Raw genomic sequence first — 25,115 nt, 5'->3', positions numbered from 1 at the left:
TTATTTCTGACGATGGATCACACTAAAAAACAGCGGAACGGATTCAAACTGCCTCTATAATCTATATCGTTCTCTCACCATGAGGCCAGCTTCAACATTCTACAAATCGAAACATCCGCCTCCAATAAATTCCCTCAAAATCGAATTCTGCGGAACATACTCACTTCCGATTCCCACGAAATAATCCAGGAATTTGAGCAGTCTCTTCGCCTCCTGATATTCGGGACAGTCCTTCTCAATTCCAAACAGGATCGGTTCTGCATAAGCTTTCAGAACTGCCAGCTCATAAAGAAGAGCTGAATTGAACATCACATCCGCGTCTTCCTGATACGGGAAAATATTGTTCTCTTCCCCTCTTCGCACCGACTGCCACATAGCGATCGTCTGCTTTGCCGAAGTACCTCTGGTTCTTGCATCACGCACCATCCGGCGGATCAGACGTCCATCTGTTGATGCGATCCGGTTATGCTCATCGATATTCAGCTGGGTCAGTGCACTGATATAGATCTTGAATTTATTTTCTTTTGGCAGATCATGAGTCAGCGCATCATTCAGACAGTGAATGCCTTCGATCACCAGAATATCCTGCTCGCCAAGCTGCATATAATGTCCGTTATATTCCCGTTTTCCGGTCTTGAAATTGAACGTCGGAAGTTCAATCCGTTCGCCTGCAAGCAGCTTTTTCAGATCGTGGTTAAAAAGTTCCACATCCAGCGCTTCCAGACACTCATAATTCGGCTTTCCTTCTGCGTCCAGCGGTGTATCCACACGGTTCTTAAAGTAATCATCCACCGAAATCGGATGCGGAACCAGACCGCTTACCCGGAGTTGGATGGAAAGCCGTCTGGAAAATGTAGTCTTTCCTGACGAAGAAGGACCGGCGATCAAGACAAATTTCTTCTGCGGATTTCCTGCAATCTGCTCTGCGATCTGCGCAATTTTCTTCTCCTGCATTGCCTCCTGTACCAGAAGCAGTTCCTTTGGATTGGCGCTGCCGCCTGTCACATAATCATTCAGTGCCCCTACCGTCTCAATTCCAAGCATATCACCGCCACGCGTAGACTCTTTCAGCACATGGAACAGCTTATTCTGAGGCTGAAACGGAGGTATCTTTTCCGGTTCAGCTGCCTCCGGCATCTGCACTACAAATCCCTCATCATATAAATATAATTTAAAATATTTTAGATAGCCGGTTGACGGAACCATATAGCCGTAATAGTAGTCCTCAAATTCATTGATACTGTAAATATTGACCGTAGACACTCTGCGATACCGGAACAAACGCTCTTTATCCTTCATACCGTACTTGCGGAACATTTCAACCGCTTCATCGGTATGAACCGATCTCTTCCGGATTGAAAGATCCATATCTGCCATTTCATGCATCCGTTCTTCAATCCTTGCAAGCAGTTCCTGATCCAGCTTCTGATCTCCTTTTATTGTACAATAATACCCTTTATCTACAGAAAAATGGATTCTCACCTGTTCTATCTTATCGTGTCCGATTGTATCATATACTGCCTTCACCAGCAGAAAACTTACACCACGGCGATAGGTAAGATTTCCAATTGTCTCGCCTGTCGTCACAAAATGGAGCGTACAGTCCTTTTTCAGCTTCTTTCCAAGCTCCTGAAGCTTTCCATTTACATATACAAGAACAATATCATGTGGGTATCTTTCCTGATATTCCCCGGCAATCTGCAGATATGTGGTTCCTGCCGGAAAACTTCTCTCTTCCCCGTCAATCTGTACTTTGTACATCTGCTGTTCCATATTTACCGCCTTCTTTCTGCCTTACGGCGCTTTGACAAATCTGTCTGTTTTCTCCCCGCTCCCAAACACCTTACGTCAAAACCCAGAATGGCTGCCGGATCTTTGCTGTCCGGATCTCTGCCTCTGGAAATTTCTCCCGGCAAAAATGTTCCATATCTGCAATAAAGATATGCTCCACGCCATAGTGTCCGGCATCAATTACTGCCATTTTTTGCGCAACCGCATCAATCCCCTCATGGTGATCAATGTCACCTGTCACCAGTACATCCACACCTTTTTCCAAAGATACGGAAATTGCGCTCTTCCCGGAGCCCGGAAAAACACCAAGGCGATGTACCTGCATATCCGGCTCTCCAAAAATTTTCACATTCGGAAGATCAAATGCTTTTTTTACCATTTCCGCACAGGATTTTAAATCCATCGGCTGTGCCAGATCAGCAACTCTTCCGATTCCAACCGGAACTTCGCCGGATTCTGAATGCATGCTTCCCGTCACTTCCAGAACCTCCGGTTCACTCAGTTCAAGTACCTTCCCAGCAAGCTCTGCCATTCCCATTACATCATAATTGGTATGCATCGCATAGTAAGAAATGTCATCCCGGATCAACTTCAGTACTCTTCTGCCAATAAAATCCTCGTCATTGATCTTTTTCATTGCTTTAAAGATCATCGGATGATGTGTGATCAGCATATCTGCGCCCCAGTCTGCTGCTTCTTCGATCACTTCATCCGTCGCATCCAGTGCAAGATAGATCCGCTTTACTTCTTTATCGCTTCTTCCGACCTGCAGTCCTACATTATCCCACTCCATAGCATAGTGCTTTGGAAAACGTGCTTCTATTTCTTTTATAATTTCTCTGCAAATCATCATTTTCCTCCTAAAAATACCGGTCAAGCAGGTCTTCTGCTCTCTTTATCATATGCAGAACCTCTGCACTTCTCTCCTTCGTGCGTTCACTCTCCTGCACCCGAAGCTTTTCATACACGCCCTGATTCACAGACAGTTCCTTTTTCAGATATTCTCCCATCACCGGGTGACCCTTCTCTAATAAATATTTTCCATATTCAAGCTCTTCTTCTGCTGCCGGAACACCTTCCGCATAAAGACCTTTCTGCTCTGTCGGGATCACCTTCATCATCGGATAGTATTTGCCATCCTCTTCCACCATGTCCTCTGCAACGATACGAAATCTATGTTCTTCCAGATAACGACGGACTTTCGCAAGCTCTGACTGTGGCTGCAGGATCAGTTCCTTTAAGCTTCTGGTTTTTGCCGGATCCTCATTCAAAATGTGTATGACAAGACCGCCGCCCATTCCGGCGGCGATCATTGTGTCAGCTTCTTCCATTTTCAAATTCACCAGACCATCAGAAAGACGGGTAACGATCTTCCCATCCAGTCCATGTTCAAGGATATGTGTATCCGCTCTCTCTAATGGTCCTTTGTTAATATCCATGGCAATTGCGGATGGAACCAGCCCGTTCTGTGTCAGATAGATTGGAATGTAAGCGTGATCTGTTCCCACATCCGCAAGACGCATTCCCGGTGTGACAAGATCCGCCACTGCCTGTAATCTTTTTGATAATTCAGCCATCTTCTTAATCCAAATAATCTCTTAATTTTCTGCTGCGGCTTGGATGACGAAGCTTGCGGAGTGCTTTTGCTTCGATCTGACGGATACGCTCACGGGTGACATCGAACTCTTTTCCGACCTCTTCCAGTGTACGTGCTCTTCCATCACTCATACCAAAACGCAGGCGGAGAACCTTCTGCTCTCTCTCTGTCAGTGTACTTAAAACTTCATCCAGCTGTTCTTTCAGAAGTGTCTGCGCTGCTGCTTCTGCCGGAACAGGTACATTGTCATCCTGGATAAAGTCGCCCAGGTGGCTGTCCTCTTCCTCACCGATCGGAGTCTCAAGAGAAACCGGTTCCTGGGAAATCTTTAAGATTTCACGCACACGGTCTACCGGCATGTCCAACTCTGCAGCGATCTCTTCCGGCGTAGGTTCACGTCCAAGCTCCTGCAGTAACTGTCTGGATACACGGATCAGTTTGTTGATCGTCTCTACCATATGAACCGGTATACGGATGGTTCTCGCCTGGTCAGCAATCGCACGTGTGATTGCCTGACGGATCCACCATGTTGCATAGGTACTGAACTTAAATCCCTTCTGATAATCAAACTTCTCTACCGCTTTGATAAGTCCAAGGTTTCCTTCCTGTATAAGATCCAGAAACAGCATACCACGTCCCACGTAACGCTTTGCAATGCTGACTACCAGTCGCAGGTTGGCTTCTGCAAGACGCTTTTTCGCTTCTTCATCACCATCTGCCATTCTCTTTGCCAGATCAATCTCTTCTTCTGCTGAAAGAAGCGGAACCTTACCGATCTCCTTCAGATACATACGGACCGGATCTTCGATGCTGATTCCGTCCGGAACAGACAGGTCGATCTTCTCCATATCCACTTCGTCTTCATCCGAAAGCATGATCTCCAGATCATCATCATCCACATTGGAGTCATCATTCATCTGAAGCACATCGATCCCATTGGCCTCCAGGTACTCAAATACCTTGTCCATCTGTGTCGGTTCCAGCTCCATATCCCGGAATACATCATTGATTTCCTGGATTTCAAGAATGTTCTTCTTTTTCTTCGCAAGGGCAACCAGATTTTTTAATTTTTCCTGAAACTTTACTACGTTCTCTTCCATGTAGTGTCCTTCCTCTCATCGCTTGTTTATATTCTATCCCTAATTAATGGAAATATGCAGTTTATGAAGGTCCTGCACTGCCTTCTTCGCATTCATAAGCCTTTGCAGCCCCTGAATGTCTGTCGGATCCAGATTCCGGGTTGCAGTTTCGATACTGTACTCCTTTACCCGGAGAATCGTCTCCTTGATCGCTTTTTCCTGCTCTCCCGCAGTCGTCAGCTCTTTGATTCTCGTATTGAAAAGTGCTGCCACCGCGCGGTGTTCCTCTTCCTCTGTAAAATAATTCATGATCTGCGCAGGATTCAGTTCTCCTTTTGCATGCTGTTCATACAGAAGTTCAGCAACTTTCCGGTACAGCTCCACCGTAAAATCCTCCGGCGTAACATAACGGCTTACCTGATCAAACAGCTCTTCCCTGTCGATCAGCCAGGTAAGCAGAATCTTCTGTGACCGGATATGACCATCCTCTTTTGGCGTTTCCTGGCGGATCGTCTGTCTCGGCTTTGTGGCCGGAGCTGCCATTCCGCTCTGGACTGCTACCTTGACAACCAGCTTCTTAAGTTCTTCGTAGCCAACGTGATAAGTCTTTGCCACCGCTTCTATGTAATTGTCACGTTCAATTTCTTCTTCAAAACGTGCCAGCCTTCTCGCCGCCTCTCTGAGGAATTCCGTCTTTCCTTCCGGTGCATTCAGATCATAACTTTTTTCCAGCATCTCAAGACCGAACATAAAGCTGTTCCTTGCTTTCCTGATCCGCTCTTCAAATGCCTCAGCTCCAAGATTCTTGATGAATTCATCCGGATCCTTATACGGTTCCATCCGGATCACGCGGGTCGTCACACCGGCCTCCCGAAGAATCGGAGCTGCCCGGAGTGCCGCTTTAGTTCCGGCTTCATCACTATCATAGGTCAGATAGACTTCATTCACATACCGTTTGATCAATGCTGCATGTCCTGCTGTGAGTGCAGTTCCAAGTGACGCAACTGCATTGGTAAATCCCGCCTGATGGAGCGAAATTACATCCATATAGCCTTCACATACAATAAAATACGGCTTTCTCGATGTTCTCGCCCGGTGAAGTCCGTACAGATTCCGGCTCTTATCAAAAATCAGAGTCTCCGGTGAGTTCAGGTACTTTGGCTTCCCGTCGCCCATCACACGCCCGCCAAATCCGATCACACGGTTATTCACATCCATAATCGGAAACATAACACGGTTCCAGAATTTGTCGTAAACTCCGTGCTTTTCATCGACATTTACCAGACCGGCTTTGATGATCATCTCTTCACTATAACCCTTCATCTTCAGGTATCGAAACAGATCGTCACTGTATTTGCTGGAATATCCAAGTCCAAATGCGGTGATCGTCTCCTGGCTCAACTGACGGTTCTGCAGGTATTCTCTTGCCTGCCTTCCGCCCTCCGTCTTCAACTGCGCATAATAATACTTGGCCGCCAGCTTGTTCATCTCAAGCAGCGCACTTCTCGTATCCGCTCTTTCTTTCGCTTCTTTTGAATATTCCTCCTGCGGAAGCTCCACACCGGCACGCTGTGCCAGAAACTTGAGTGCTTCTACAAAAGAATAATTCTCATACTCCATAATGAAAGTAAATACATTTCCTCCCGCTCCGCAGCCAAAGCAGTAATACATCTGCTTATCCCTGCTCACAGAAAAAGAAGGAGATTTCTCACTGTGAAACGGGCAAAGTCCGAAATACGAACTCCCCTGCTTCTTCAGCTTCACATATCCGGAAATCACATCTACGATATCATTTTTCGATCTTACTTCTTCTATAATCTCATCTGAATAATACATTATGTCCTACACCTTCCTGGCAGGGTTCGCGCACCTTGCGCAACCCCTACATAATATATATTCGACAAAACTTTTTTATTTCCTTTAAAATTTCCAAGATTGTGGAATAAAAATTTCTTCAAACTTTTTTACGGCAAAATTATCCGTCATTCCTGCTATGTAATCACACACTGCGATCTCCGGCATTTCCCCCTTCTGCAGCTGTTTCAGATACTGCTCCGGCATCTTTTCCATGTGCGTTTCATAATAAGAATACAGATCTTCGACCATTCGGATTGCTTTGTCCTCTTCGCCCTTTGCAAGTGGATTCTCATAAACATGGGTAAACATATATGTCCGCAGCTCCATCAATGCTTCACGGACTTCCTCTGACATGCAGATCTTCGGTTTGTCCATGCTGTTTACGATCACATCATGGGTAAGTGTGTTCAGACGCTCTCTTTTACTGTTGCCCAGAACCTTTCGCAGCTCTTTGGGCAGTTCCTCTTCATTCATGATCCCCGCCCTTACTGCGTCATCAATATCATGGTTCACATAAGCAATCTTATCAGACAGTCTGACGATCTGCCCTTCCAGTGTCGCAGGCATGCCCGCACTTTTGTGGTTGCGGATTCCATCTAGCACTTCCCAGGTCAGGTTCAGTCCCTCCCCATGTTTCTCCAGCACCTCTACTACACGGACACTTTGTTCATTGTGTTTAAATCCACACGGACACACGTTGTTCAGAGCTCTCTCTCCTGCATGCCCAAACGGAGTATGCCCAAGATCATGCCCCAGTGCAATTGCCTCCACCAGATCTTCGTTCAGCCTGAGCGCCTTTCCGATCGTCCGGGCGTTTTGCGATACTTCCAGCGTATGCGTCAGCCGTGTCCTATAATGGTCTCCGATTGGTAGGAGAAACACCTGCGTCTTCTGCTTCATGCGCCGGAATGCCTTACTGTGCAGGATCCGATCTCTGTCCCTCTGAAAAACCGGTCGGATATCACACTGTGGCTCATTTCTCTTTCTCCCCCGGGAAGCCATGCTTAACGTGGCACAGGGGCTTAGATATTCCTTTTCTCTTTCTTCCATCTGTTCCCTGATCGTCATTTTTTATTTTCTCTCTTCTTTCAGTCGTTTCTCGATTGCTTCTGTCACGCATTCCAAAACTTTAATACGTGCATAGTATTTATCATTTCCTTCCACTACGATCCACGGTGCATGTGGCATAGAAGTCTTTTCCAGCATTTCTTCTACCGCCACCTCATACTGATCCCATTTTTCCCGGTTTCTCCAGTCTTCATCGGTGATCTTCCACTGTTTTTTCGGATTTTCCTGTCTGGCTTTAAACCTTCTCGCCTGCTCATCCTTGTCAATCTGCATCCAGAATTTCAGCACGATTGCTCCTGCATTTACCAGATCCTGCTCCATGGCATTGATTTCCCCATAAGCTCTCTTCCATTCTTTTTCGGTGCAAAATCCTTCAATCCTCTCTACCATCACTCTTCCGTACCAGGTTCTGTCAAATATCGCAATATGGCCGGCTTTCGGCATTGCACGCCAGAAACGCCACAGATAATGATGTGCTTTCTCTGTATCACTCGGTGACGCTGTCGGATTCACCACATATCCCCTCGGATCCATATGTGAAGTCAGACGTTTGATCGCACCACCTTTTCCTCCGGCATCCCACCCCTCAAAGCCAAGGACAACCGGGATTCTCCTGCGATAAAGCTCTCCATGCAGATGTTCCATCTTTTTCTGAAGCTCTTTTAAGCGTTCCTCATAAACCTCTTTTGGCATGGATTTGGAAAGATCCGTCTTTGCCAGAATGGATTCTGCTGTTTCCCTTTTCATTTCCGTTTTCTTTTCCAGACTGCCTTTTTCTTCCAGTTCCTTTCTTGCGACTGCTTCTTTCATTGCCTGGATCACCGCCTGATAAACAGCCACTTTAGCTTCTTTCTTCTTTGTAGCATCGATCACTGTCCACGGTGCGTAATCTGCATCCGTTTTCCGCAGCATCTCTTCATTGATTGCTTTATACTCTTTAAAATCATGATTCCGCTTCAGATCGCCTTTGCTTACCCGCCATGCAGTATCCTTGGAAGCAAGCAGTTTCTCGAAGCGCTTTTTCTGTTCTTTCCGGTCAATCTTTAAAAACAGTTTGATGATCACCATTCCATCATCCGTCAGCTGTTTTTCAAACGCACGGATCGATGCAAAATCCTTTTCTAGCTCTTTTTCCGGTGTTTTTCCTTCAAAACGTTCAATCATAACTCTCCGATACCAGCTGGTATCAAAAATTGCAATTCTTCCCTTTTCCGGGATCTTCGTCCAGAAACGCCACATAAAAGGATGCATCCATTCCTCTTCCGTTTCATTTTTTACCGCATATACTTTAAAGCCTCTTGGATCGAGTGCCTGGATCAGATTACCAATCTGAAGTCCTTTTCCTGCTGCTCCATAACCCTCAAACGCGATCATCACCGGGATTTTTTTCTCCCGGCACACTCTTTGCAGTTCTCCAAGCTGCTCTCCCAGTTCTTTTATATCCTTCATTTTTATATTTTTATCCATAAAATGCCTCCATTTCACCAGTTTCTGCTCTTATTATTCCCAAATCCATTGATAAAACGCGCAATTAACGCATACAATTATATATCATATTACTATATTTTCTCATAATAAGAAAGTGGATTTGTAAAATTATTGAATTATTTATCTTTTCGATATTTTTCGTAATATATTGCGAATTAAAATTTCTTTTAAATTTTTGTTGACTTTGTGTTTGGAATATAGTATTATAGCTTTTGTCAGCGGCGAGCAGTTAAAAAATAAAGCTCACTGAGTGATATGCGGAAGTGTCGGAACTGGCAGACGAGCAAGACTAAGGATCTTGTAGGCATTGCGCCTGTGTGGGTTCAAGTCCCATCTTCCGCATTCGGATTTATCCGAATCCGGTAATTAAATATTGTTTGTGCGGAAGTGTCGGAACTGGCAGACGAGCAAGACTAAGGATCTTGTAAGCATTGCGCTTGTGTGGGTTCAAGTCCCATCTTCCGCATTATAAAAAGGAATCTCTGATTTTATCAGAGGTTCCTTTTTATAGTACCGAAGCGTGACCTGAAACCATGGTTCAGGTCTTCGCTCCGCTACGGTCGGCGCAGAGCATTCGTCCACCGGACGAATTGCGCCCCATCTTCCGCTTCCTTCTTTTTTCAAGCTCTCCGTTTTTGTTTAGAAATTCTTTTTATACCAACGTACAGCTTAACCCCATAGTTCAGGTCTTCGCTTCGCTACGGTCGGCGCAGGGCATTCGTCCACTGGACGAACCTGGCTCCATCTTCTGCTTCCTTACCTTTTATGCCTTTTTTTATTTACCAGATACAATACAATTCCACCTGCTACGATCACCATGGAGATCCACTGGGAGGTTGAGAACATTCCGACTCCCCCTCTGTTATCATTTCTTAAAAACTCAACAAGGAATCTTCCTACACCATACAGCAGCATATACAGAAAACCTACACTTCCCGGTGTACCGTCTTTTTTATTCTTCCTATAATATAGAAGTAACACGATCATGATCAGGAAATCGCCTGCCGACGAAATAAGCTGTGTAGGGATCAGTTTTACACCTGCCGGAGCAAGCCCACCTTCCGGAAAAACCACACCAAATCTGGAGGTTGTCTCCCTTCCATAGCAGCATCCTGCAAGAAAACATCCGATTCTTCCAAATCCCTGTGCCATCGAAATACTTGCCACAGCGAGATCAAAATATTCCAGAAAATAAAGCTTCTTGATTCTGCAATATACAATCGCTGTCAGAAAACCGGCAATAATTCCACCATATACGACAAACCCTTCTGAACCGAGTACCGTCTTCGGATTCTTGATAAACGTCTTAAACTCCACGATCACATATAGAATTTTTGCACCCAAAAAACCGCCGATTACACCGTAAATTCCAATATCCACAATTGCTTCCTGATCCAGGCCATTCTTTTTTGCCCGATAAGAAGCCATTGCCACACAACAAAGGATACCGATTGCGATCATCAGTCCATATCCATGTATCGTAAACTTTCCTATTGAAAACAGATCAATTTTCACGCTTTTTATTCCTCCCTTTTATCAATCTATTTATCATTGTATGGATTATCCCTTCATTTGTCAATCTTATCCTTTTGGATACTATCTGCTATTTTGTTACTGTTCACAGTACCTGCGACCAGCAACGCATCTCGCCATTTTAAATCGCCTTTGGCGATGGGCGAGATGCCATTCAAGATAAAACGTGCATCCTCCGTGCCAATCAGCGTAGTGATTGACACGGGAGTGAACAGTAACGCTATTTTGCCTCTTAATCCAGCAATGGGGCATGATTCAGAGAATCACCCCCCACGTTTAGAGCTATCATTAAATTGTTCTGCCTTACAGAAGATTCTTCATACTCTTCAGCCCAATTGCCAGAGTTGAAGTATTGTGTAAAAGTGCTGATGTCGTTGGCTGGATCACACCGGTTACTCCGAGTACGATCAGACCGGAATTAAATCCAACGATAAAGCGGTAATTACTTTGAATCCTCTTCATCAGCCTATTACTGAGACGTCTTAAGGTCACGATCTGTCCAAGATCATCTGCACCTACCGTAATATCTGCAATCTCACGTGCGATCTCTGCGCCATTGCTGATCGCAATTCCCACATCTGCTGCAGAAAGCGCCGGAGAATCATTGATACCATCGCCGATCATAATAACTTTTCTTCCGGCTGCTTTTTCTTTTTCTACAAATGCAGCCTTATCTTCCGGCAGTACTTCTGAATAATATTCATCCACACCGACACGCTTTGCGATCGCCGAAGCTGTACGGTCGCTGTCACCTGTCATCATAACAATCTTTCCAAATCCTGTTTTCTTGAGCTCGGCAACTACTGTCTTCGCCTCTTCTCTCAATGGATCTTCAATACAAATCACTCCTGCAAGCTGATTCTCGATTGCAAGATACAGATGTGAATATTCTTCCGGAAGACTGTCAAATAACTCCTGTTTTCCTTCCGGAATTGTACATTTTTCATCTTCAAATACAAAATGAGAGCTTCCGATAATTACATTTTTATCATCAATCGTTGTAGAAATTCCATGTGCAACCACATACTCTACCTTGGAATGCATTTCCTCATGATCCAGATTTTTCTCTTTTGCTGCATTTACTACTGCTTTTGCCATAGAATGTGGAAAATGTTCTTCCAGACACGCTGCAATACGGAGCAGTTCATCCGGTGTTCTTCCATCAAAGGGAACCACATCCACCACGGTAGGTGTTGCTTTTGTAAGTGTACCAGTCTTGTCAAATACGATCGTATCTGCCTCTGCCACAGCTTCCAGATACTTTCCGCCCTTTACGGTAATATTGTAAAGATTTGCTTCACGGATTGCAGACAGCACTGAAATCGGCATTGAAAGCTTAAGCGCGCACGAAAAATCTACCATCAGGATAGAAAGAGCCTTCGTGACATTCCTTGTCAGCAGATAGGTAATGGCTGTTCCCCCAAGCGAATACGGTACAAGCTTGTCAGCAAGATGCTCTGCCTTGCTTTCTACTCCTGATTTTAACTTCTCAGATTCTTCAATCATCGTAACGATCTTATCGAAGCGGCTGTTTCCACTTACCTGTTTAACTTCAACTGTGATCTCACCTTCTTCGACCACGGTTCCTGCATATGCATAGCTTCCAACCGTCTTGCGGACAGACACTGACTCTCCGGTAAGAGATGCCTGATTGATCATCGCTTCACCATCCACGATATCGCCGTCAAACGGAATCACAGTTCCCATACGAATCACAATCCGGTCTCCTGCTTTTATCTTGGATGCAGGAACCAGAACTTCCTGATCTTCTGTCTTCAGCCATACCTTACTTACGTTCAGAGACATGGTCCTTGCCAGGTCATCTACGGATTTCTTATGTGTCCACTCTTCCAGAATCTCACCGATTCCAAGCAGGAACATGACGGATCCGGCTGTACTGAAATCCCCACGTGCAACGGATACACCGATTGCAGTCGCATCCAGCACCGGGACCTCAACTCTACGTGCCCACAGACACTTGATTCCCTTCCAGATATACTTCAGTGACATGACCGATGTATAGCATGCATTCAGTGGATACGGAAGGAACCATTTTCTCGCATAATGAAATACTACTTTATTGAACAGCTTTTCCTGATACTGTGCATTCACTTCACGACCTGAAGTTGCAAGTACATCTGCCGGAACTTCCACTGTCTGATAGCGAAATTCCTGCAGAAGACGAATTACCTCTTCTCTGTCGCCGGTATAATTAATGACTGCATCACAGGTTCTGTCATATACCTTTGCTAATTTGACCGATTCATTACAGAGCAGATAATACTGTAATATATCAGCCTGTTCATATGTCATTCTTTTTTGAGAAAGCCGGACTCTCATCCGGCCTTTCATCTCATGTTTAATTATAAACTTCACGTTCAGTGCGCCTCTTACTCTGTTACTTCGTTGAACTCTGTATTTTCAGCTTCTTCAGCCTCTGCTGCTGTATCTGCATCAGAAAATTCTTCCATTTCAGCAGCTCTTTCTTCGTTGATGTTCTTAGCTTCAGCGTAAATATCCTCTGCATTTTCCTGGATATTTGTAGCTGTTTTCATAACACAGTCTTTTGCGCGAAGAACTGCTGCTGTGCAATTTGTGTACACGTTCTTAGCATCCTTGCTTGAAAGTGCTTTAATTCCAGCTGTTCCAAAAAGAACTCCTGATGCAAAAATTCCAACCTTTTTCCAATTTACTTTAGTAATATCAAACATACCTATGTACCTCCTGTTTTTTTCATTAACGCCTATTATATGACACGAATCTGTAAATTTCCAGTCTTTTTTCGCTTCTGATAAATTTTCTCATTTTTTGCGCAAAATCAGTTTTGTCGAACTTTTTTTCACTATATCTGACACAGATTTGCTATTTTCACCTCAATTTTTACACAACTTTCCACAGTTATCTATATCCATATTTATATAGAAGAAACTCATTCCCCGGTATTTAAAAGAGACAGATACAATCACGGTACCTGCCTCCATATCCGAACCGTTCCGTTCCGGAACGTTTTTTTTACAATGTTATGCTTCTTTAAGTGTGATGTTTCTTACATTCTGTCCGCCTGAAAATCCACAGACATCCAGACCAGATTTGATCACTGCCGTCCATTTATCCTCCGGAAGATCAAGAACTGTTCCGTCCTCCAGCTCGATCATGTATTCCATTTTACAGCCCTTATCCGAAATTCGGTACATATTCTTGCGACTGATTGCTCCGATCTGTTCCAGCGTATTGACCATACGGTATACCGTCGCCGGTCCGATACTCGGATCCTTCTGAGACGCCTGATAATAAATTTCCTTGCAGCAATTACATTTTCCTTCCAAAATAATATCGATCAGCATGAGCCGCTGCTTCGTAACCCTGCAGCCACTTCTTTTCAGCTGCTCGATTATTCTTTCTTTCGCGTCCATGATAGCCCCTTTCCATGCTGTCACCTGTTAGGCTCTGATATCAACTACCTTAAATCCTGCTTCCTCTACAGCTTTTTTCAGATCATCATCATCGATTTCTCTGTCATAGCTTACAACCGCTTCTTCTTTTTTGAGATTCACCTTTGCAGATGCACCTTCGATTTTGTTGATCGCTTCCGTTACACATTTTACACAATGCTCACAATGCATACCGGAAATCTTCACTGTCTTTTTACCGATTGCCGGGTTATCCAGCATCTTATCTTCAATGTCTGTCACGATCGTTTCGGATCCGCCACCACAGCAAGGACTTTCCCCTTTAAAATGTTTCAGCGTACCCTTTAATGCAAAAATAAGAAGTACGATCACGATCAGAATAATAATTGCATCAACCATGTTATTCCTCATCCTTCCGGCGTTCACGCCATTTCTTTATCCACAAGACCAATTGATAAATACTGACTCCTACGAGATAAATGATCAGGATTGCACCGAAAGCATAGAACATAGAGCCTGATGAATTTCCCATATTCTTCCCGCCTTTCAGTCTTCCTTCTTCGGTGCGGTCTTACTGCTGCATCCGCTGCAGGAACTGCAATTTCCGCTACAGCCCGCGCATCCGACAGGTTTCCCTTCTTTATGGTTTTTATATCCTTTACGGATCAGAAAAATACAATATCCTGCAATCAGTGCGAGTATCACAATATTAGCGATCATAAACCTTCACCTGTTCTTTCTTTTACACTGGAAGCCGGACACAGGCTTCTGCATCCGGCTTCCGCCTTAAAGTTCTTATAAATCTTATGCGTTTACAGAACGTTTTGAATAAACTTTCTGGTTTTTATACGGATCTGGTCTGAACAGCATGAAGAGGATTCCGATAAGAAGGATAAATCCTACTGCTGTACCAACTCCGAATGCTCCGCCTGTTACGAATGAACCGATCTGATATACACAGAGGCATACGATGTAAGCGAAGATGTTCTGGAAAAGAATTGCGAACCAGAACCATTTTCTTGACTGCATCTGCTGTGCCATTGTAGCAATTGCTGCAAGGCAAGGAGAATCAAGAAGGTTGAACATCAGGAATGTAAATGCTGCAATTGAGCTTGGGAACCAAGATGCAACACCAGCTGCTACGTTGACTGCATCTTCTGTATCACCAGATACATTTGCAAGTACACCCATTGTTGAAACAATTGCTTCTTTTGCTGTAAATCCAGAGATAGAAGCTGCTACCGGCTGCCACTCGCCAAATCCAAGTGGTGCAAAGAGCGGTGCGATCACGCCACCAATCATTGCCATAAGACTGTCTGCGCTATCTTCTACCATACCAAAGCTTCCGTCTACAAATCCGAATCCGCCAAGGAACCACATTACGACGCAGGCAAGGAACAGGATTGTTCCGGCTTTGATGATGAAGCCTTTCAGTCTTTCCCATACATGAAGGAGAACTGTCTTAGCCTGTGGAATATGGTACTGTGGAAGTTCCATTACGAACGGTGCCGGTTTTCCTGAGAACGGTTTTGTCTTCTTCAGAATGATCGCAGCCACAAGTACTGCAACAATTCCAATGAAATACATAAGCGGTGCGATAAATGAACTTTCCTGATATCCTGCTACTTCACCGGAAATAACACCACCCATCAAAGCGATAACCGGAAGTTTAGCTCCACACGGGATAAAAGTTGCTGTCATAATTGTAAGACGTCTGTCATTATCCTGTTCAATAGTCTTAGAAGCCATGATTCCAGGAATACCGCAGCCTGATGAAATCAGAAGCGGGATAAAGCTCTTTCCCGAAAGTCCGAAATGTCTGAACACACGGTCCATGACGAATGCGATACGAACCATGTATCCACAGTCTTCAAGGATAGACAAGAAAAGGAACAGAATCGCCATCTGTGGAACGAAACCAAGAACGGCTCCAAGACCACCGATGATACCATCAACAACAAGTCCCATAACCATGTCACCGGCACCAATCGCTGAAAGTGCGCTTGTTGCTGCATCCTGAATTGCTACTACAAATACATCATTTGTCCAATCTGTTACAAAGGTACCGACTGTCGTTACAGAAACATAATATACGATCCACATTACCAGCATAAAGATCGGGATTCCGAGGAACCGGTTGGTAACGATACGGTCGATCTTATCAGAAGTTGTAAGTTTTTCTTTTCCCTTCTGAACAGTTGTTGAAACAATCTTCTGGATGAATTTGTAACGTTCGTCTGTTACAATACTTTCCATATCATCGTCATGTTTCTTTTCAAGAGCTTTTCTCTGTGCTTCCACCGTCTGGGCTGCCGCACCGGAAAGTTTCATGCTCTCTACTACCTTGCTGTCGTTCTCAAGGAATTTTATAGCGTACCATCTCTTCTTCTCTTCTGAAACAGAACTCGGAAGAACGCTCTTAACTTCTGCTACAGCACCTTCCAGCTCTGCTGAGAAGATATCTTTCGGAAGATCGATTTCTGACTTCTTAGCAACTTTTACTGCTTCATCGATCAGTTTGTCAAGTCCTTCACCTTTCAGCGCAGATGTCTCGATAATCGGACAGTCAAGTAGCATTGAAAGTCTCTTCACATCAATCTTGATTCCTCTCTTCGCAAGAAGATCTGCCATGTTCAGTGCAATAACAACCGGAACACCTGTCTCGATCAGCTGAGTTGTCAGATACAGGTTACGTTCAATATTGGTTGCATCCACCAGATCAATGATCACATCCGGATTTTCTTTCAGCACATAGTCACGGCTGACAACCTCTTCCAGTGTATATGGAGACATTGAATAGATACCCGGAAGGTCAGTTACGATAACTTCTTCCTTTGTCTTTTTACTTTTTAATTTACCCTCTTTTTTCTCTACAGTAACCCCTGGCCAGTTACCAACATACTGGTTGGCTCCTGTGAGCGCGTTAAACATGGTAGTTTTACCGCAGTTCGGGTTTCCGGCAAGTGCAATTTTAATTGCCATTCCTTTTTACCTCCTTGTTGTACTACTCTCATGCATAATTATGTATATGCTATTTTACCTGCACACACTGTGCATCATCTTTTCTTACTGTAAGTTCATATCCTCTTACAGTAATCTCAACAGGATCACCGAGAGGCGCAACTTTTCTGATGTACAGCTCGCTTCCTTTTGTTATGCCCATGTCCATAATACGGCGTTTGTAAGCTCCGTCTCCTTCAATCTTGGTCACAACAACAGTGCTTCCAACCTTTGCATCACCTAAAGTCATTGTCGTATCTCCTTTCCTTTAAGCTTCGTAATACAGAATATATATGCAGCGGACCCATCGACCAGCCAGAGGCTAGATCATGATATGCCGCGCCATATCAGAATTAACCGCAACACGTGAATCCTTGATGTTCACGATCACATTACCACCGATTGCAGAAACAACTGTAATTTCTGCACCTGCTACAAATCCGAGATTCGCAAGGAATCGCCTTGTTTCTTCATTTCCACCAATTCTCTTGATTTCATTTACTTCACCAATATTCGCCATCGTTAAAGGCATAATCCCTACCTCCTGTTCTTTTGCGTATTTGGAATTTTGAATGATAATTTTTTTCATTACCAACTTTTGTTCACTAGTTAGTATATGCTAACATTTGTGTGTTGTCAAGCATTTTTTTAAGTTTTATTAAACCATTGTTTTCTGTTACTCATTTTTGCCCTTTAAAACTTACTTCTAATAGTTATAGCTTCTACTTTTTGCACAAAAAGAGCATTTACAGAACAATATTATTTGAAAAAAAATACAATTCATGGTATCCTATTAGATATAAGAATAAATAGTGAGGTGACCGGAATAAATGGCTAAAAATGAATCTTCCGAAAATTATCTTGAAGCAATATTGATGTTAAGTAAAAAATTACCTGTCGTACGTTCCGTAGATATTGCCAACGAACTTGGTTTCAAAAAATCAAGCGTCAGCATCGCCATGAAGAAACTTCGTCAGGAGAATCATATTACCGTAACAGATGCAGGTTTTATCTATCTTACCGATTCAGGAAAAGAGATCGCGAACATGATTTATGAACGGCATGAATTTATTTCAAAATGGCTGATCGAACTCGGTGTCCCAGAAGAAATCGCTACAGATGATGCCTGCCAGATGGAGCACGTGATCAGCAGAGAAAGCTTTAACGCAATCAAAGAATATGTACGAACACATTAGTAAATGCGTCAGAAAAGGCCGAAAAGTTTATAACTTTTCAGCCTTTTTCTTTGCCCTTTTGCAGACTCTACAGATTTACCGCAACATATTTCATATGCTGTTTTCCGTAATAAAATTACTTTACTGATATTATTCATCAAGGATCTGTCCGTCAAGCGATAAGGTCACGACCTGCCACGGAATAAATTTACCGCTTTCCTGAAGCGCTTTCTTAGCCGCCAGCTCAAGTCCGCCACAACAAGGTACTTCCATCCGCACAATCGTCACACTCTTAATATTATTGTTCTTAATAATCTCCGTCAGCTTCTCCGAATAATCCACATTATCCAGCTTTGGACATCCGATCAAAGTCACATGCCCTTTAATAAAACGATTATGAAAATCTCCATAAGCATAGGCACTGCAGTCTGCGGCGATCAGAAGCTTCGCTCCATCAAAATACGGTGCATTTACCGGTGCAAGCTTAATCTGTACCGGCCACTGGGAAAGCATACTCTTATTCACACTTTTCGCCGTCTCCCTGCCTTCCTCTTCGCTCTCCGCATTCTGCGTACTCCCCCCTCTGTTCATCATACGCATACGGGATCCAGGACATCCCCCTGCAAATGGTTTTACCGGTGCTTTCGGTCCTTCTCCCGCATTCTGCTTTGCAGCCTCTTCCTGCTGCTTTTTAAGCATATTCTGCTTCACAGCCTCCGCATCATAAGCCGCCGCCTCACGCTCTACAAAATGAATGGCATCCACCGGACAATTCGGCAAACAGTCTCCCAGCCCGTCGCAATAATCATCTCTCATCAGCTTTGCTTTCCCATTTACCATAGAAATAGCCCCCTCATGGCAGGCCTTTGCACAAGCTCCACACCCGTTACACTTCTCCTCATCTATCTGAATAATTCTACGAATCATATTCCTTTATATCCTCCTATTCGAAAAATTTGTATTCCTTTAACTTTACCAACTTATTTTAGCTTACAACCGCATTCTATTCTGTTGTTATAACAACAATCCACGTAAAAAAACCTTGCGGATTCTCTCCACAAGGTTTTCCCTCTTCTCTCAAACTCTATACGAAATCGTCTGATTTAATTATGCAAGTGCCTTTTTAGCAACTTCAGCTACAGCTGCGAATCCAGCTGCATCATTAACTGCCATTTCAGCGAGCATCTTTCTGTTCATATCTACACCGGCAACTTTAAGTCCGTGCATAAGCTTGCTGTAAGAAAGACCATTCATTCTTGCAGCTGCGTTGATACGAGCGATCCAAAGCTGACGCATCTGACGTTTTTTCTGCTTTCTTCCTGCGTATGCTGATGTAAGGGCTCTCATTACAGACTGTTTTGCAACTCTGTACTGTTTAGAGCGAGCTCCTCTGTATCCTTTAGCCAGTTTTAAAGTTCTATTGTGTTTCTTCTTAGCGTTCATTCCGCCTTTAATTCTTGCCATTACTTAATCCTCCTTCTATCTTTCCTGCCAAATCTTAGAGATATGGTAAAACTTTCTTCATGTTCTTTACATTTGTAGAATCTGTGATAGTTGACTGTCTAAGATTTCTTTTTCTCTTAGTAGACTTCTTTGTTAAGATATGGCTCTTGTAAGCTTTGTTTCTTTTAAGTTTACCTGTAGCTGTTGTTTTGAAGCGCTTTGCAGCAGCTCTATTTGTTTTAATTTTTGGCATGATGTTTTCCTCCTTAATATAGATAATTTATTTTTAACGTTTTTCAGTTAAAACCATGCTCAGGCTTCTGCCTTCAAGTTTTGCCGGCTTTTCAATGACAGCAACATCTTTCATCTTCTCAGCAAAATCGTCAAGAATATGTTTACTCTGCTGCATATGAGCCATCTCTCTACCACGGAAACGAAGTGTAACCTTTACTTTATTTCCTTTTGAGATAAATTTTCTAGCATTATTCATCTTCGTGTTCAGGTCGTTGGTGTCAATATTTGGTGAAAGACGCACTTCCTTAACCTCGACAGTTCTCTGTTTTTTCTTTGCTTCTTTTTCTTTTCTTGCCTGTTCGTATCTGTACTTACCATAATCGATAATCTTACAAACCGGCGGTTTCGCTGTCGGAGCGATTTTAACCAGATCCAGTTCCGCTTCCTGTGCCAGCTTCATAGCCTCTCTTGCTGACATTATTCCTAACTGTTCCCCACTCTCGCTAACCACGCGTACCTCTCTGTCGCGGATTTGTTCGTTAATCATTAAATCGCTAATTGTTGTGCACCTCCAATAAATAAAAAAATAGTGAATAGCTGCAGACTATCCACTATCTATTGCATACAATACTTATATCCGGTATTATAAATTCAATATCAAACCGTTAGTCGCCCGATTGCGCTAAGGTGAGAGTGGATACTCTTCTTTGTTGTTCGCTTTACGCAAGTTATAATTTACCACAGATTTTATATGGTGTCAACACTTTTTTTATTTTTTTATGAACCATTATTTTGATTGTTTTTTTCATAATAAATCAATCAAAATAATGGTTTTCTCCATGTTTTTCTTCTTTATAGTATTGTAATTTCTAACAATCTTTATTTTTCAGACTTAAACCTACTCAATCCCTGTCACCTTGTAATCTTTGTCTTCAACAGCTTTTTTCAGTACCTCATCGGCTACTTCTGCTGCAAGTGTTACTACCGCTGTTCCATTTTCATGGCTTACTTCTGCCGCCTCTACTCCTTCGATTGCTTCCAGAGTTTTCTTTACGGTTGCCTCACAGTGTCCACACATCATACCTTCGATTTTCATTGTTTTTGTCATTGTCTTTTCCTCCTCTATTTCTTTGACTTTTGACTTTATCTTCTTATCTTTGCTGGCATCATACATTTTAAACCAGTTCAGACGAAGTGCATTGGTTACGACACAGAAGCTTGAAAGACTCATAGCTGCTGCGCCAAACATCGGATTTAATTTCCATCCGAAGATTGGATACCAGATACCTGCTGCAAGCGGGATTCCGATCACATTGTAGAAGAATGCCCAGAACAGGTTCTCATGGATATTTCTTAAAGTTGCTTTACTCATACGGATGGCTGCCGGTACATCACTTAAACGGCTTTTCATCAGAACAACGTCTGCTGCATCGATCGCGATATCGGTTCCTGCACCAATCGCAATTCCCATATCGGCTCTGGTAAGTGCCGGTGCGTCATTGATTCCGTCACCAACCATGGCAACTTTTCCTTTTTTCTTTAATTTCCGGATAACGGCTTCTTTTCCGTCCGGAAGAACGTCTGCGATGACTTCATCTACACCCGCCTGACGTCCGATCGCTTTTGCGGTTCTCTCATTGTCACCGGTCAGCATTACCACATGGATTCCCATATTCTGCAGTTCTTTGACTGCCTTTGGACTATCCTCTTTGATGACGTCTGCTACCGCAATGATTCCGATCAGCTGATCTTCTTTCGCAAAGAACAAAGGTGTCTTTCCTTCTGCCGCCAGATCTTCTGCCTTTTTCAGCGTTCCTGCATCCACAGAAGTCTTTGTCTGGATAAATTTCTTATTTCCACCATAAATCGTCTTTCCTGCAAGAACTGCGGAAAGTCCGTTTCCAGGTACTGCCTGGAAGTCTTCTACTTCCTCCGCATCCAGTCTGCGCTCTTGGGCTTCCTGTAAAATTGCATGTGCCAGTGGGTGCTCGCTCTTTCTTTCAAGTGCATAAGCAAATCCCAAAAGTTCTTCCTCTGAGATATCCTCTGCCGGTATCATATCCGTTACTTTCGGTTCCCCGCTTGTGATGGTCCCGGTCTTGTCCAAAGCTACGATCTGCATTTTACCGGTCTCTTCCAGCGATACCGCCGTCTTGAACATGATTCCGTTCTTTGCGCCCATTCCGTTACCAACCATAATGGCAACCGGTGTGGCAAGTCCCAGTGCACAAGGGCAACTGATAACGAGTACGGAAATACCTCTTGCCAGTGCGAATCCAACACTCTGACCTGCGATCAACCATACGATAATTGTAATCACTGCAATCGTAATAACCGCCGGCACAAATATCCCGGATACACGGTCTGCAATCTTTGCGATCGGTGCTTTGGTTGCCGCCGCATCACTGACCATCTGAATGATCTGTGAAAGTGTGGTATCTTCCCCAACTCTGGTTGCCTCGCATTTGAGGAAACCGGACTGGTTCATGGTTGCAGCAGATACCTTGTCACCTTCTGCTTTATCAACCGGAATACTCTCTCCGGTAAGTGCTGCTTCATTGACTGCACTGGTTCCTTCCAGCACGATACCATCTACCGGTATATTTTCACCCGGTCTTACTACAAAGATATCGCCTTTTTTCACCTGGTCGATGGAAACCTCTGTCTCCACACCATTTTTCAGGACAACAGCTGTCTTCGGAGCCAGCTTCATCAGACTCTTTAATGCATCTGTTGTCTTTCCTTTGGAATGCGCTTCCAGCATCTTTCCGACTGTGATAAGCGTCAGGATCATGGCTGCTGATTCAAAATAGAACTCATGCATATAAGACATGACTCCTTCCATATCCATCTTCACCTGTGCATCTGTCATTGCAAACAATGCATAGGTGCTGTATACAAAGGATGCCCCTGATCCCAGTGCAACCAGGGTATCCATGTTCGGCGCACCATGAAGGAGTCCCTTAAATCCATTGATGAAGAACTTCTGGTTGATCACCATGATAATTCCGGTAAATAACAGCTGGATCAGTCCCATTGCTACATGATTGTCAGCCAGAAATCCTGGCAGTGGCCAGTTCCACATCATATGACCCATGGAAATGTACATCAGTGGAATCAGAAAACACAGTGATGCGATCAGACGACGCTTCATAATCGGTGTCTCCCTGTCTTTCAGGGCATCCTCATCCATTGCTGCGCCTTTTTTGGCTCCTGCATCTGCTCCTTTTACCGAAGCACCGTATCCTGCTGCCTCAACAGCCGCAATGATCTCCGACTGGGATGCGGTTCCTTCTACTCCCATGGAATTCGTCAGAAGACTGACCGAACAGCTGGTAACTCCCGATACCTTCGATACTGCCTTTTCCACTCTGCTGCTGCATGCCGCACAGCTCATTCCTGTTACTGTATATTGTTCCACAAAAATCCACCTCACTTTTTGGCTTTATCTGCCATTTTTATATTGTAAAAATTTTCCTGCGCTTTTCACCTGAAAATCTATAACAATCCTATTATTTCATCAGTTTCTGAAGCGTTACAACCAGCTCATCGATCGTCTCATCTTTTCCCTCGCGGATATCCTCTGCCACACAGGTACGGATATGATTCGCCAGAAGGACTTTATTGAAACTGTTGAGCGCCGCATTGATTGCCGACACCTGAATCAGAATATCCGGACAGTACGCATCTTCTTCTACCATACGCTTCACACCTCTGACCTGCCCTTCAATCCGGTTCAGGCGGTTGATCATGTCCTTGTATTCCTTTTCAGAACGCTCTTTCGTCTTATGACAGTGACAACATTCTTTCTTTTCTTCCATGCGTCTCACCTCTTATCTTTCCTCTTTACGAGGGTCATTATATACCCCATCAGGGTATATTGCAAGAAGAATTTTCTCGATTTAAAATTTTTATATACAGCACTGAATGATGACTGCACAATGACACATTCTTGTACCGGGCACGTGTCTTTGGCACATCGTATCTTTTATTTAGCAAAAACTTTTTTACACACAAAAAGAACCTGCAAGTTTTTCAACCCACAGATTCTCTTATTATTTATACCTTACTATTGCGGAGTCCATAAATCCTTTGACTCTGATTTCTCTGCTATCGATTCATACTCTGGAAATGTAAAGTTTGCTGGATCAATCTCATATTTATCCAGATACTGTGTCTTTACCTTCTCTTTCAAATATATTTTTTATATAACTTTTTACATCATCAATTAATAAGTTTTCATACAATTTTTCTTAACCTTTTCATCTTGACTCATCTCGCCTTCTTATTCCCTACGGACAATATCCGGTCTTATCCGCTTCCGTTATTTCGCGGATCACTTTACAAGGGACCCCAGCTGCAACCACATTTGCCGGAATATCCTTCGTAATCACACTTCCGGAACCTATGATCGTATTATCACCTATAGTTACGCCCTGGTTAATATGCACACCGGCTCCAACCCAGACATTATTCCCGATTCTGACCGGCTTCGCATAGCAGGCTCCGTGTGTCCGCTCCCATGCATCCATTGCATGATTAGAGGTATAGATTCCAACTCTTGGTCCAAAGAGAACGTTATCACCGATTTCAATGCCACCGCCATCCAGCATAATACAGTCAAAATTTGCATAAAAATTATTTCCTATCGAAATGTTATATCCAAATTCACATCGGAAATTCGGCTCAAAATGAACACCTTTCCCGATGGATTTTAACAGTTTCTTCAGGATAGCTTCCCGCTCTTCCGCCGGTTTCCCAAAGCTTGCATTATATTCATTGGTTAAAAATACCGTCTTTTCACGTGCTTCCACCAGCTCATCTGACAAATCATTATACATATTTCCATTTAAGATAAACTGTCTCTGTGCTTCTAAATTCATCCTCATTTCCATGCATCTACCTCTTTCCGCGATTTGAATATAATAATATTTTTATTCTTATATTTTCTTAACATCTCATTGATTTCCGGTATTTCATCCCTTGAAAAATTGATAATAAAATCTCTGAATTCTGCTGACAATTCTTCTTCCTGCCACGGCATATCTTCTCTTTCACTTCCAATACGCTCTTCTGCGCCCGTAAGACACACACTGGTCGGCAGATTTAAAAAGAATACAGTGTCACATTCTTTAAAACGCATTTCAAGTGTTCTTCCATAATTACCATCGATAATCCATTCTTCCTGCTTTATAATCTCAGATAATTTTGCATCGAATTCCTGAGAACCTTTTTCATGTGTATGTATCTCCTGATTCTTTTTCTAATTAAATGTTAGACTCATTGATTCATTTTTTATTTTTGAAGTTTATAGTCAACCTTCTGAACTCATTTGATTGACCTGTTTTAAACTTTTATAATTTTCAACCAACTTCTGCCGGTTATAATGGACCCTATAGTGTGGACATGAAACTTAGATAATTAGGTCAATTCCTTAGAG

Annotated in this window: 27 protein-coding genes and 2 tRNA genes; 3 read left to right on the top strand and 26 right to left on the bottom strand. The window is 43.4% G+C overall.

Annotated elements, in window-relative coordinates; translation table 11 throughout:
• Nucleotides 1-99: 99 nt before the first annotated feature.
• The 7 genes from PGW42_RS11160 to pap form a co-directional block, all read right to left on the bottom strand.
• Nucleotides 100-1,773, bottom strand: a complete 1,674-nt coding sequence (locus PGW42_RS11160; protein WP_270203602.1) for a nucleoside kinase — start codon at nt 1,771-1,773, stop codon at nt 100-102.
• Between the two features lie 70 nt (nt 1,774-1,843).
• Nucleotides 1,844-2,641 carry a Nif3-like dinuclear metal center hexameric protein gene (locus PGW42_RS11155; protein ID WP_044999230.1) on the bottom strand — a complete coding sequence of 266 codons (798 nt, stop codon included), beginning with the start codon at nt 2,639-2,641 and terminating at the stop codon, nt 1,844-1,846.
• 10 nt (nt 2,642-2,651) lie between these two features.
• Nucleotides 2,652-3,368, bottom strand: coding sequence for a tRNA (adenine(22)-N(1))-methyltransferase (locus PGW42_RS11150; protein WP_055297074.1), 717 nt, complete (start codon nt 3,366-3,368; stop codon nt 2,652-2,654).
• Between the two features lie 4 nt (nt 3,369-3,372).
• Nucleotides 3,373-4,488 carry an RNA polymerase sigma factor RpoD gene (rpoD, locus tag PGW42_RS11145; protein WP_117823093.1) on the bottom strand — a complete coding sequence of 372 codons (1,116 nt, stop codon included), beginning with the start codon at nt 4,486-4,488 and terminating at the stop codon, nt 3,373-3,375.
• A 39-nt stretch (nt 4,489-4,527) separates the two neighbouring features.
• On the bottom strand, nt 4,528-6,303 hold the full coding sequence (gene dnaG / locus PGW42_RS11140) for a DNA primase (protein ID WP_117823091.1): 1,776 nt from the start codon (nt 6,301-6,303) through the stop codon (nt 4,528-4,530).
• Between the two features lie 84 nt (nt 6,304-6,387).
• Nucleotides 6,388-7,392 carry a deoxyguanosinetriphosphate triphosphohydrolase gene (locus PGW42_RS11135; RefSeq protein WP_195501553.1) on the bottom strand — a complete coding sequence of 335 codons (1,005 nt, stop codon included), beginning with the start codon at nt 7,390-7,392 and terminating at the stop codon, nt 6,388-6,390.
• 3 nt (nt 7,393-7,395) lie between these two features.
• Entirely contained in the window at nt 7,396-8,859 is a 1,464-nt protein-coding gene (gene pap, locus PGW42_RS11130) for a polyphosphate:AMP phosphotransferase (RefSeq protein WP_270203601.1), read from the bottom strand.
• Nucleotides 8,860-9,137: 278 nt separating this feature from the next.
• Here pap and PGW42_RS11125 point away from each other — a divergent pair.
• Nucleotides 9,138-9,222 (top strand) — tRNA-Leu (locus tag PGW42_RS11125).
• Between the two features lie 39 nt (nt 9,223-9,261).
• Nucleotides 9,262-9,346: transfer RNA gene (locus PGW42_RS11120), tRNA-Leu, on the top strand.
• Here the strand turns inward: PGW42_RS11120 and PGW42_RS11115 are convergent.
• From PGW42_RS11115 to PGW42_RS11065, 11 genes are all read right to left on the bottom strand, one after another.
• Complete coding sequence (locus PGW42_RS11115) at nt 9,328-9,504, bottom strand: hypothetical protein (protein ID WP_270203600.1); 177 nt, start codon at nt 9,502-9,504, stop codon at nt 9,328-9,330. The genes PGW42_RS11120 and PGW42_RS11115 overlap by 19 nt on opposite strands.
• A 132-nt stretch (nt 9,505-9,636) precedes the next feature.
• Nucleotides 9,637-10,395, bottom strand: a complete 759-nt coding sequence (locus PGW42_RS11110; protein WP_270203599.1) for a prolipoprotein diacylglyceryl transferase — start codon at nt 10,393-10,395, stop codon at nt 9,637-9,639.
• 321 nt (nt 10,396-10,716) lie between these two features.
• On the bottom strand, nt 10,717-12,789 hold the full coding sequence (locus PGW42_RS11105; protein WP_330677032.1) for a heavy metal translocating P-type ATPase: 2,073 nt from the start codon (nt 12,787-12,789) through the stop codon (nt 10,717-10,719).
• Between the two features lie 14 nt (nt 12,790-12,803).
• A complete protein-coding gene (locus PGW42_RS11100; protein ID WP_008374872.1) occupies nt 12,804-13,124 on the bottom strand; it encodes a DUF6110 family protein in 321 nt (106 codons plus the stop codon).
• A 309-nt stretch (nt 13,125-13,433) separates the two neighbouring features.
• Nucleotides 13,434-13,826, bottom strand: coding sequence for a Fur family transcriptional regulator (locus tag PGW42_RS11095; protein ID WP_117556222.1), 393 nt, complete (start codon nt 13,824-13,826; stop codon nt 13,434-13,436).
• 27 nt (nt 13,827-13,853) lie between these two features.
• A complete protein-coding gene (locus PGW42_RS11090) occupies nt 13,854-14,222 on the bottom strand; it encodes a heavy-metal-associated domain-containing protein (RefSeq protein ID WP_117556224.1) in 369 nt (122 codons plus the stop codon).
• Between the two features lies 1 nt (nt 14,223).
• Nucleotides 14,224-14,355, bottom strand: a complete 132-nt coding sequence (locus PGW42_RS11085; protein ID WP_270203598.1) for a hypothetical protein — start codon at nt 14,353-14,355, stop codon at nt 14,224-14,226.
• Between the two features lie 14 nt (nt 14,356-14,369).
• The gene (locus PGW42_RS11080; RefSeq protein ID WP_117823082.1) at nt 14,370-14,543 is read right to left on the bottom strand and encodes a FeoB-associated Cys-rich membrane protein; all 174 of its coding nucleotides are present in this window, start codon (nt 14,541-14,543) and stop codon (nt 14,370-14,372) included.
• An 84-nt stretch (nt 14,544-14,627) separates the two neighbouring features.
• Nucleotides 14,628-16,805: a ferrous iron transport protein B gene (gene feoB, locus PGW42_RS11075; protein ID WP_270203597.1), complete on the bottom strand. Its 2,178-nt coding sequence runs from the start codon at nt 16,803-16,805 to the stop codon at nt 14,628-14,630.
• A gap of 49 nt (nt 16,806-16,854) precedes the next feature.
• Entirely contained in the window at nt 16,855-17,073 is a 219-nt protein-coding gene (locus PGW42_RS11070; RefSeq protein ID WP_055260881.1) for a FeoA family protein, read from the bottom strand.
• Nucleotides 17,074-17,145: 72 nt separating this feature from the next.
• Nucleotides 17,146-17,355 carry a FeoA family protein gene (locus PGW42_RS11065; protein WP_022220531.1) on the bottom strand — a complete coding sequence of 70 codons (210 nt, stop codon included), beginning with the start codon at nt 17,353-17,355 and terminating at the stop codon, nt 17,146-17,148.
• Nucleotides 17,356-17,653: 298 nt separating this feature from the next.
• On the opposite strand from PGW42_RS11065, the gene PGW42_RS11060 reads away from it, so the two are divergent.
• The gene (locus PGW42_RS11060; protein ID WP_008374860.1) at nt 17,654-18,019 is read left to right on the top strand and encodes a metal-dependent transcriptional regulator; all 366 of its coding nucleotides are present in this window, start codon (nt 17,654-17,656) and stop codon (nt 18,017-18,019) included.
• 129 nt (nt 18,020-18,148) lie between these two features.
• On the opposite strand, the gene PGW42_RS11055 is transcribed toward PGW42_RS11060, so the two are convergent.
• From PGW42_RS11055 to PGW42_RS11020, 8 genes are all read right to left on the bottom strand, one after another.
• On the bottom strand, nt 18,149-18,925 hold the full coding sequence (locus PGW42_RS11055) for an ATP-binding protein (protein ID WP_117823078.1): 777 nt from the start codon (nt 18,923-18,925) through the stop codon (nt 18,149-18,151).
• Nucleotides 18,926-19,105: 180 nt separating this feature from the next.
• Nucleotides 19,106-19,462 (bottom strand): 50S ribosomal protein L20, encoded by a 357-nt coding sequence (gene rplT, locus PGW42_RS11050; RefSeq protein WP_117556230.1) that lies wholly within the window; start codon nt 19,460-19,462, stop codon nt 19,106-19,108.
• Nucleotides 19,463-19,496: 34 nt separating this feature from the next.
• Nucleotides 19,497-19,694: a 50S ribosomal protein L35 gene (gene rpmI / locus PGW42_RS11045; RefSeq protein WP_022220532.1), complete on the bottom strand. Its 198-nt coding sequence runs from the start codon at nt 19,692-19,694 to the stop codon at nt 19,497-19,499.
• Nucleotides 19,695-19,727: 33 nt separating this feature from the next.
• A complete protein-coding gene (gene infC, locus PGW42_RS11040) occupies nt 19,728-20,222 on the bottom strand; it encodes a translation initiation factor IF-3 (protein WP_008374852.1) in 495 nt (164 codons plus the stop codon).
• A 351-nt stretch (nt 20,223-20,573) separates the two neighbouring features.
• Nucleotides 20,574-23,096: a heavy metal translocating P-type ATPase gene (locus PGW42_RS11035; protein ID WP_270203596.1), complete on the bottom strand. Its 2,523-nt coding sequence runs from the start codon at nt 23,094-23,096 to the stop codon at nt 20,574-20,576.
• Nucleotides 23,097-23,187: 91 nt separating this feature from the next.
• Nucleotides 23,188-23,496, bottom strand: coding sequence for a metal-sensing transcriptional repressor (locus tag PGW42_RS11030; RefSeq protein ID WP_117833980.1), 309 nt, complete (start codon nt 23,494-23,496; stop codon nt 23,188-23,190).
• A 471-nt stretch (nt 23,497-23,967) separates the two neighbouring features.
• The gene (locus tag PGW42_RS11025) at nt 23,968-24,570 is read right to left on the bottom strand and encodes a sugar O-acetyltransferase (RefSeq protein WP_330677031.1); all 603 of its coding nucleotides are present in this window, start codon (nt 24,568-24,570) and stop codon (nt 23,968-23,970) included.
• Nucleotides 24,561-24,818, bottom strand: a complete 258-nt coding sequence (locus PGW42_RS11020; protein ID WP_270203595.1) for a hypothetical protein — start codon at nt 24,816-24,818, stop codon at nt 24,561-24,563. The genes PGW42_RS11025 and PGW42_RS11020 overlap by 10 nt, the downstream gene beginning before the upstream one ends.
• Between the last annotated feature and the right edge of the window lie 297 nt (nt 24,819-25,115).

The sequence above is a fragment of the Coprococcus sp. TM115-187 genome (assembly GCF_027679115.1).
GTDB lineage: Bacteria > Bacillota > Clostridia > Lachnospirales > Lachnospiraceae > Allocoprococcus > Allocoprococcus comes.
The sequence above is the reverse complement of the archived record's forward strand: the minus strand, read 5'-3'. Positions and strand labels throughout refer to the sequence as shown.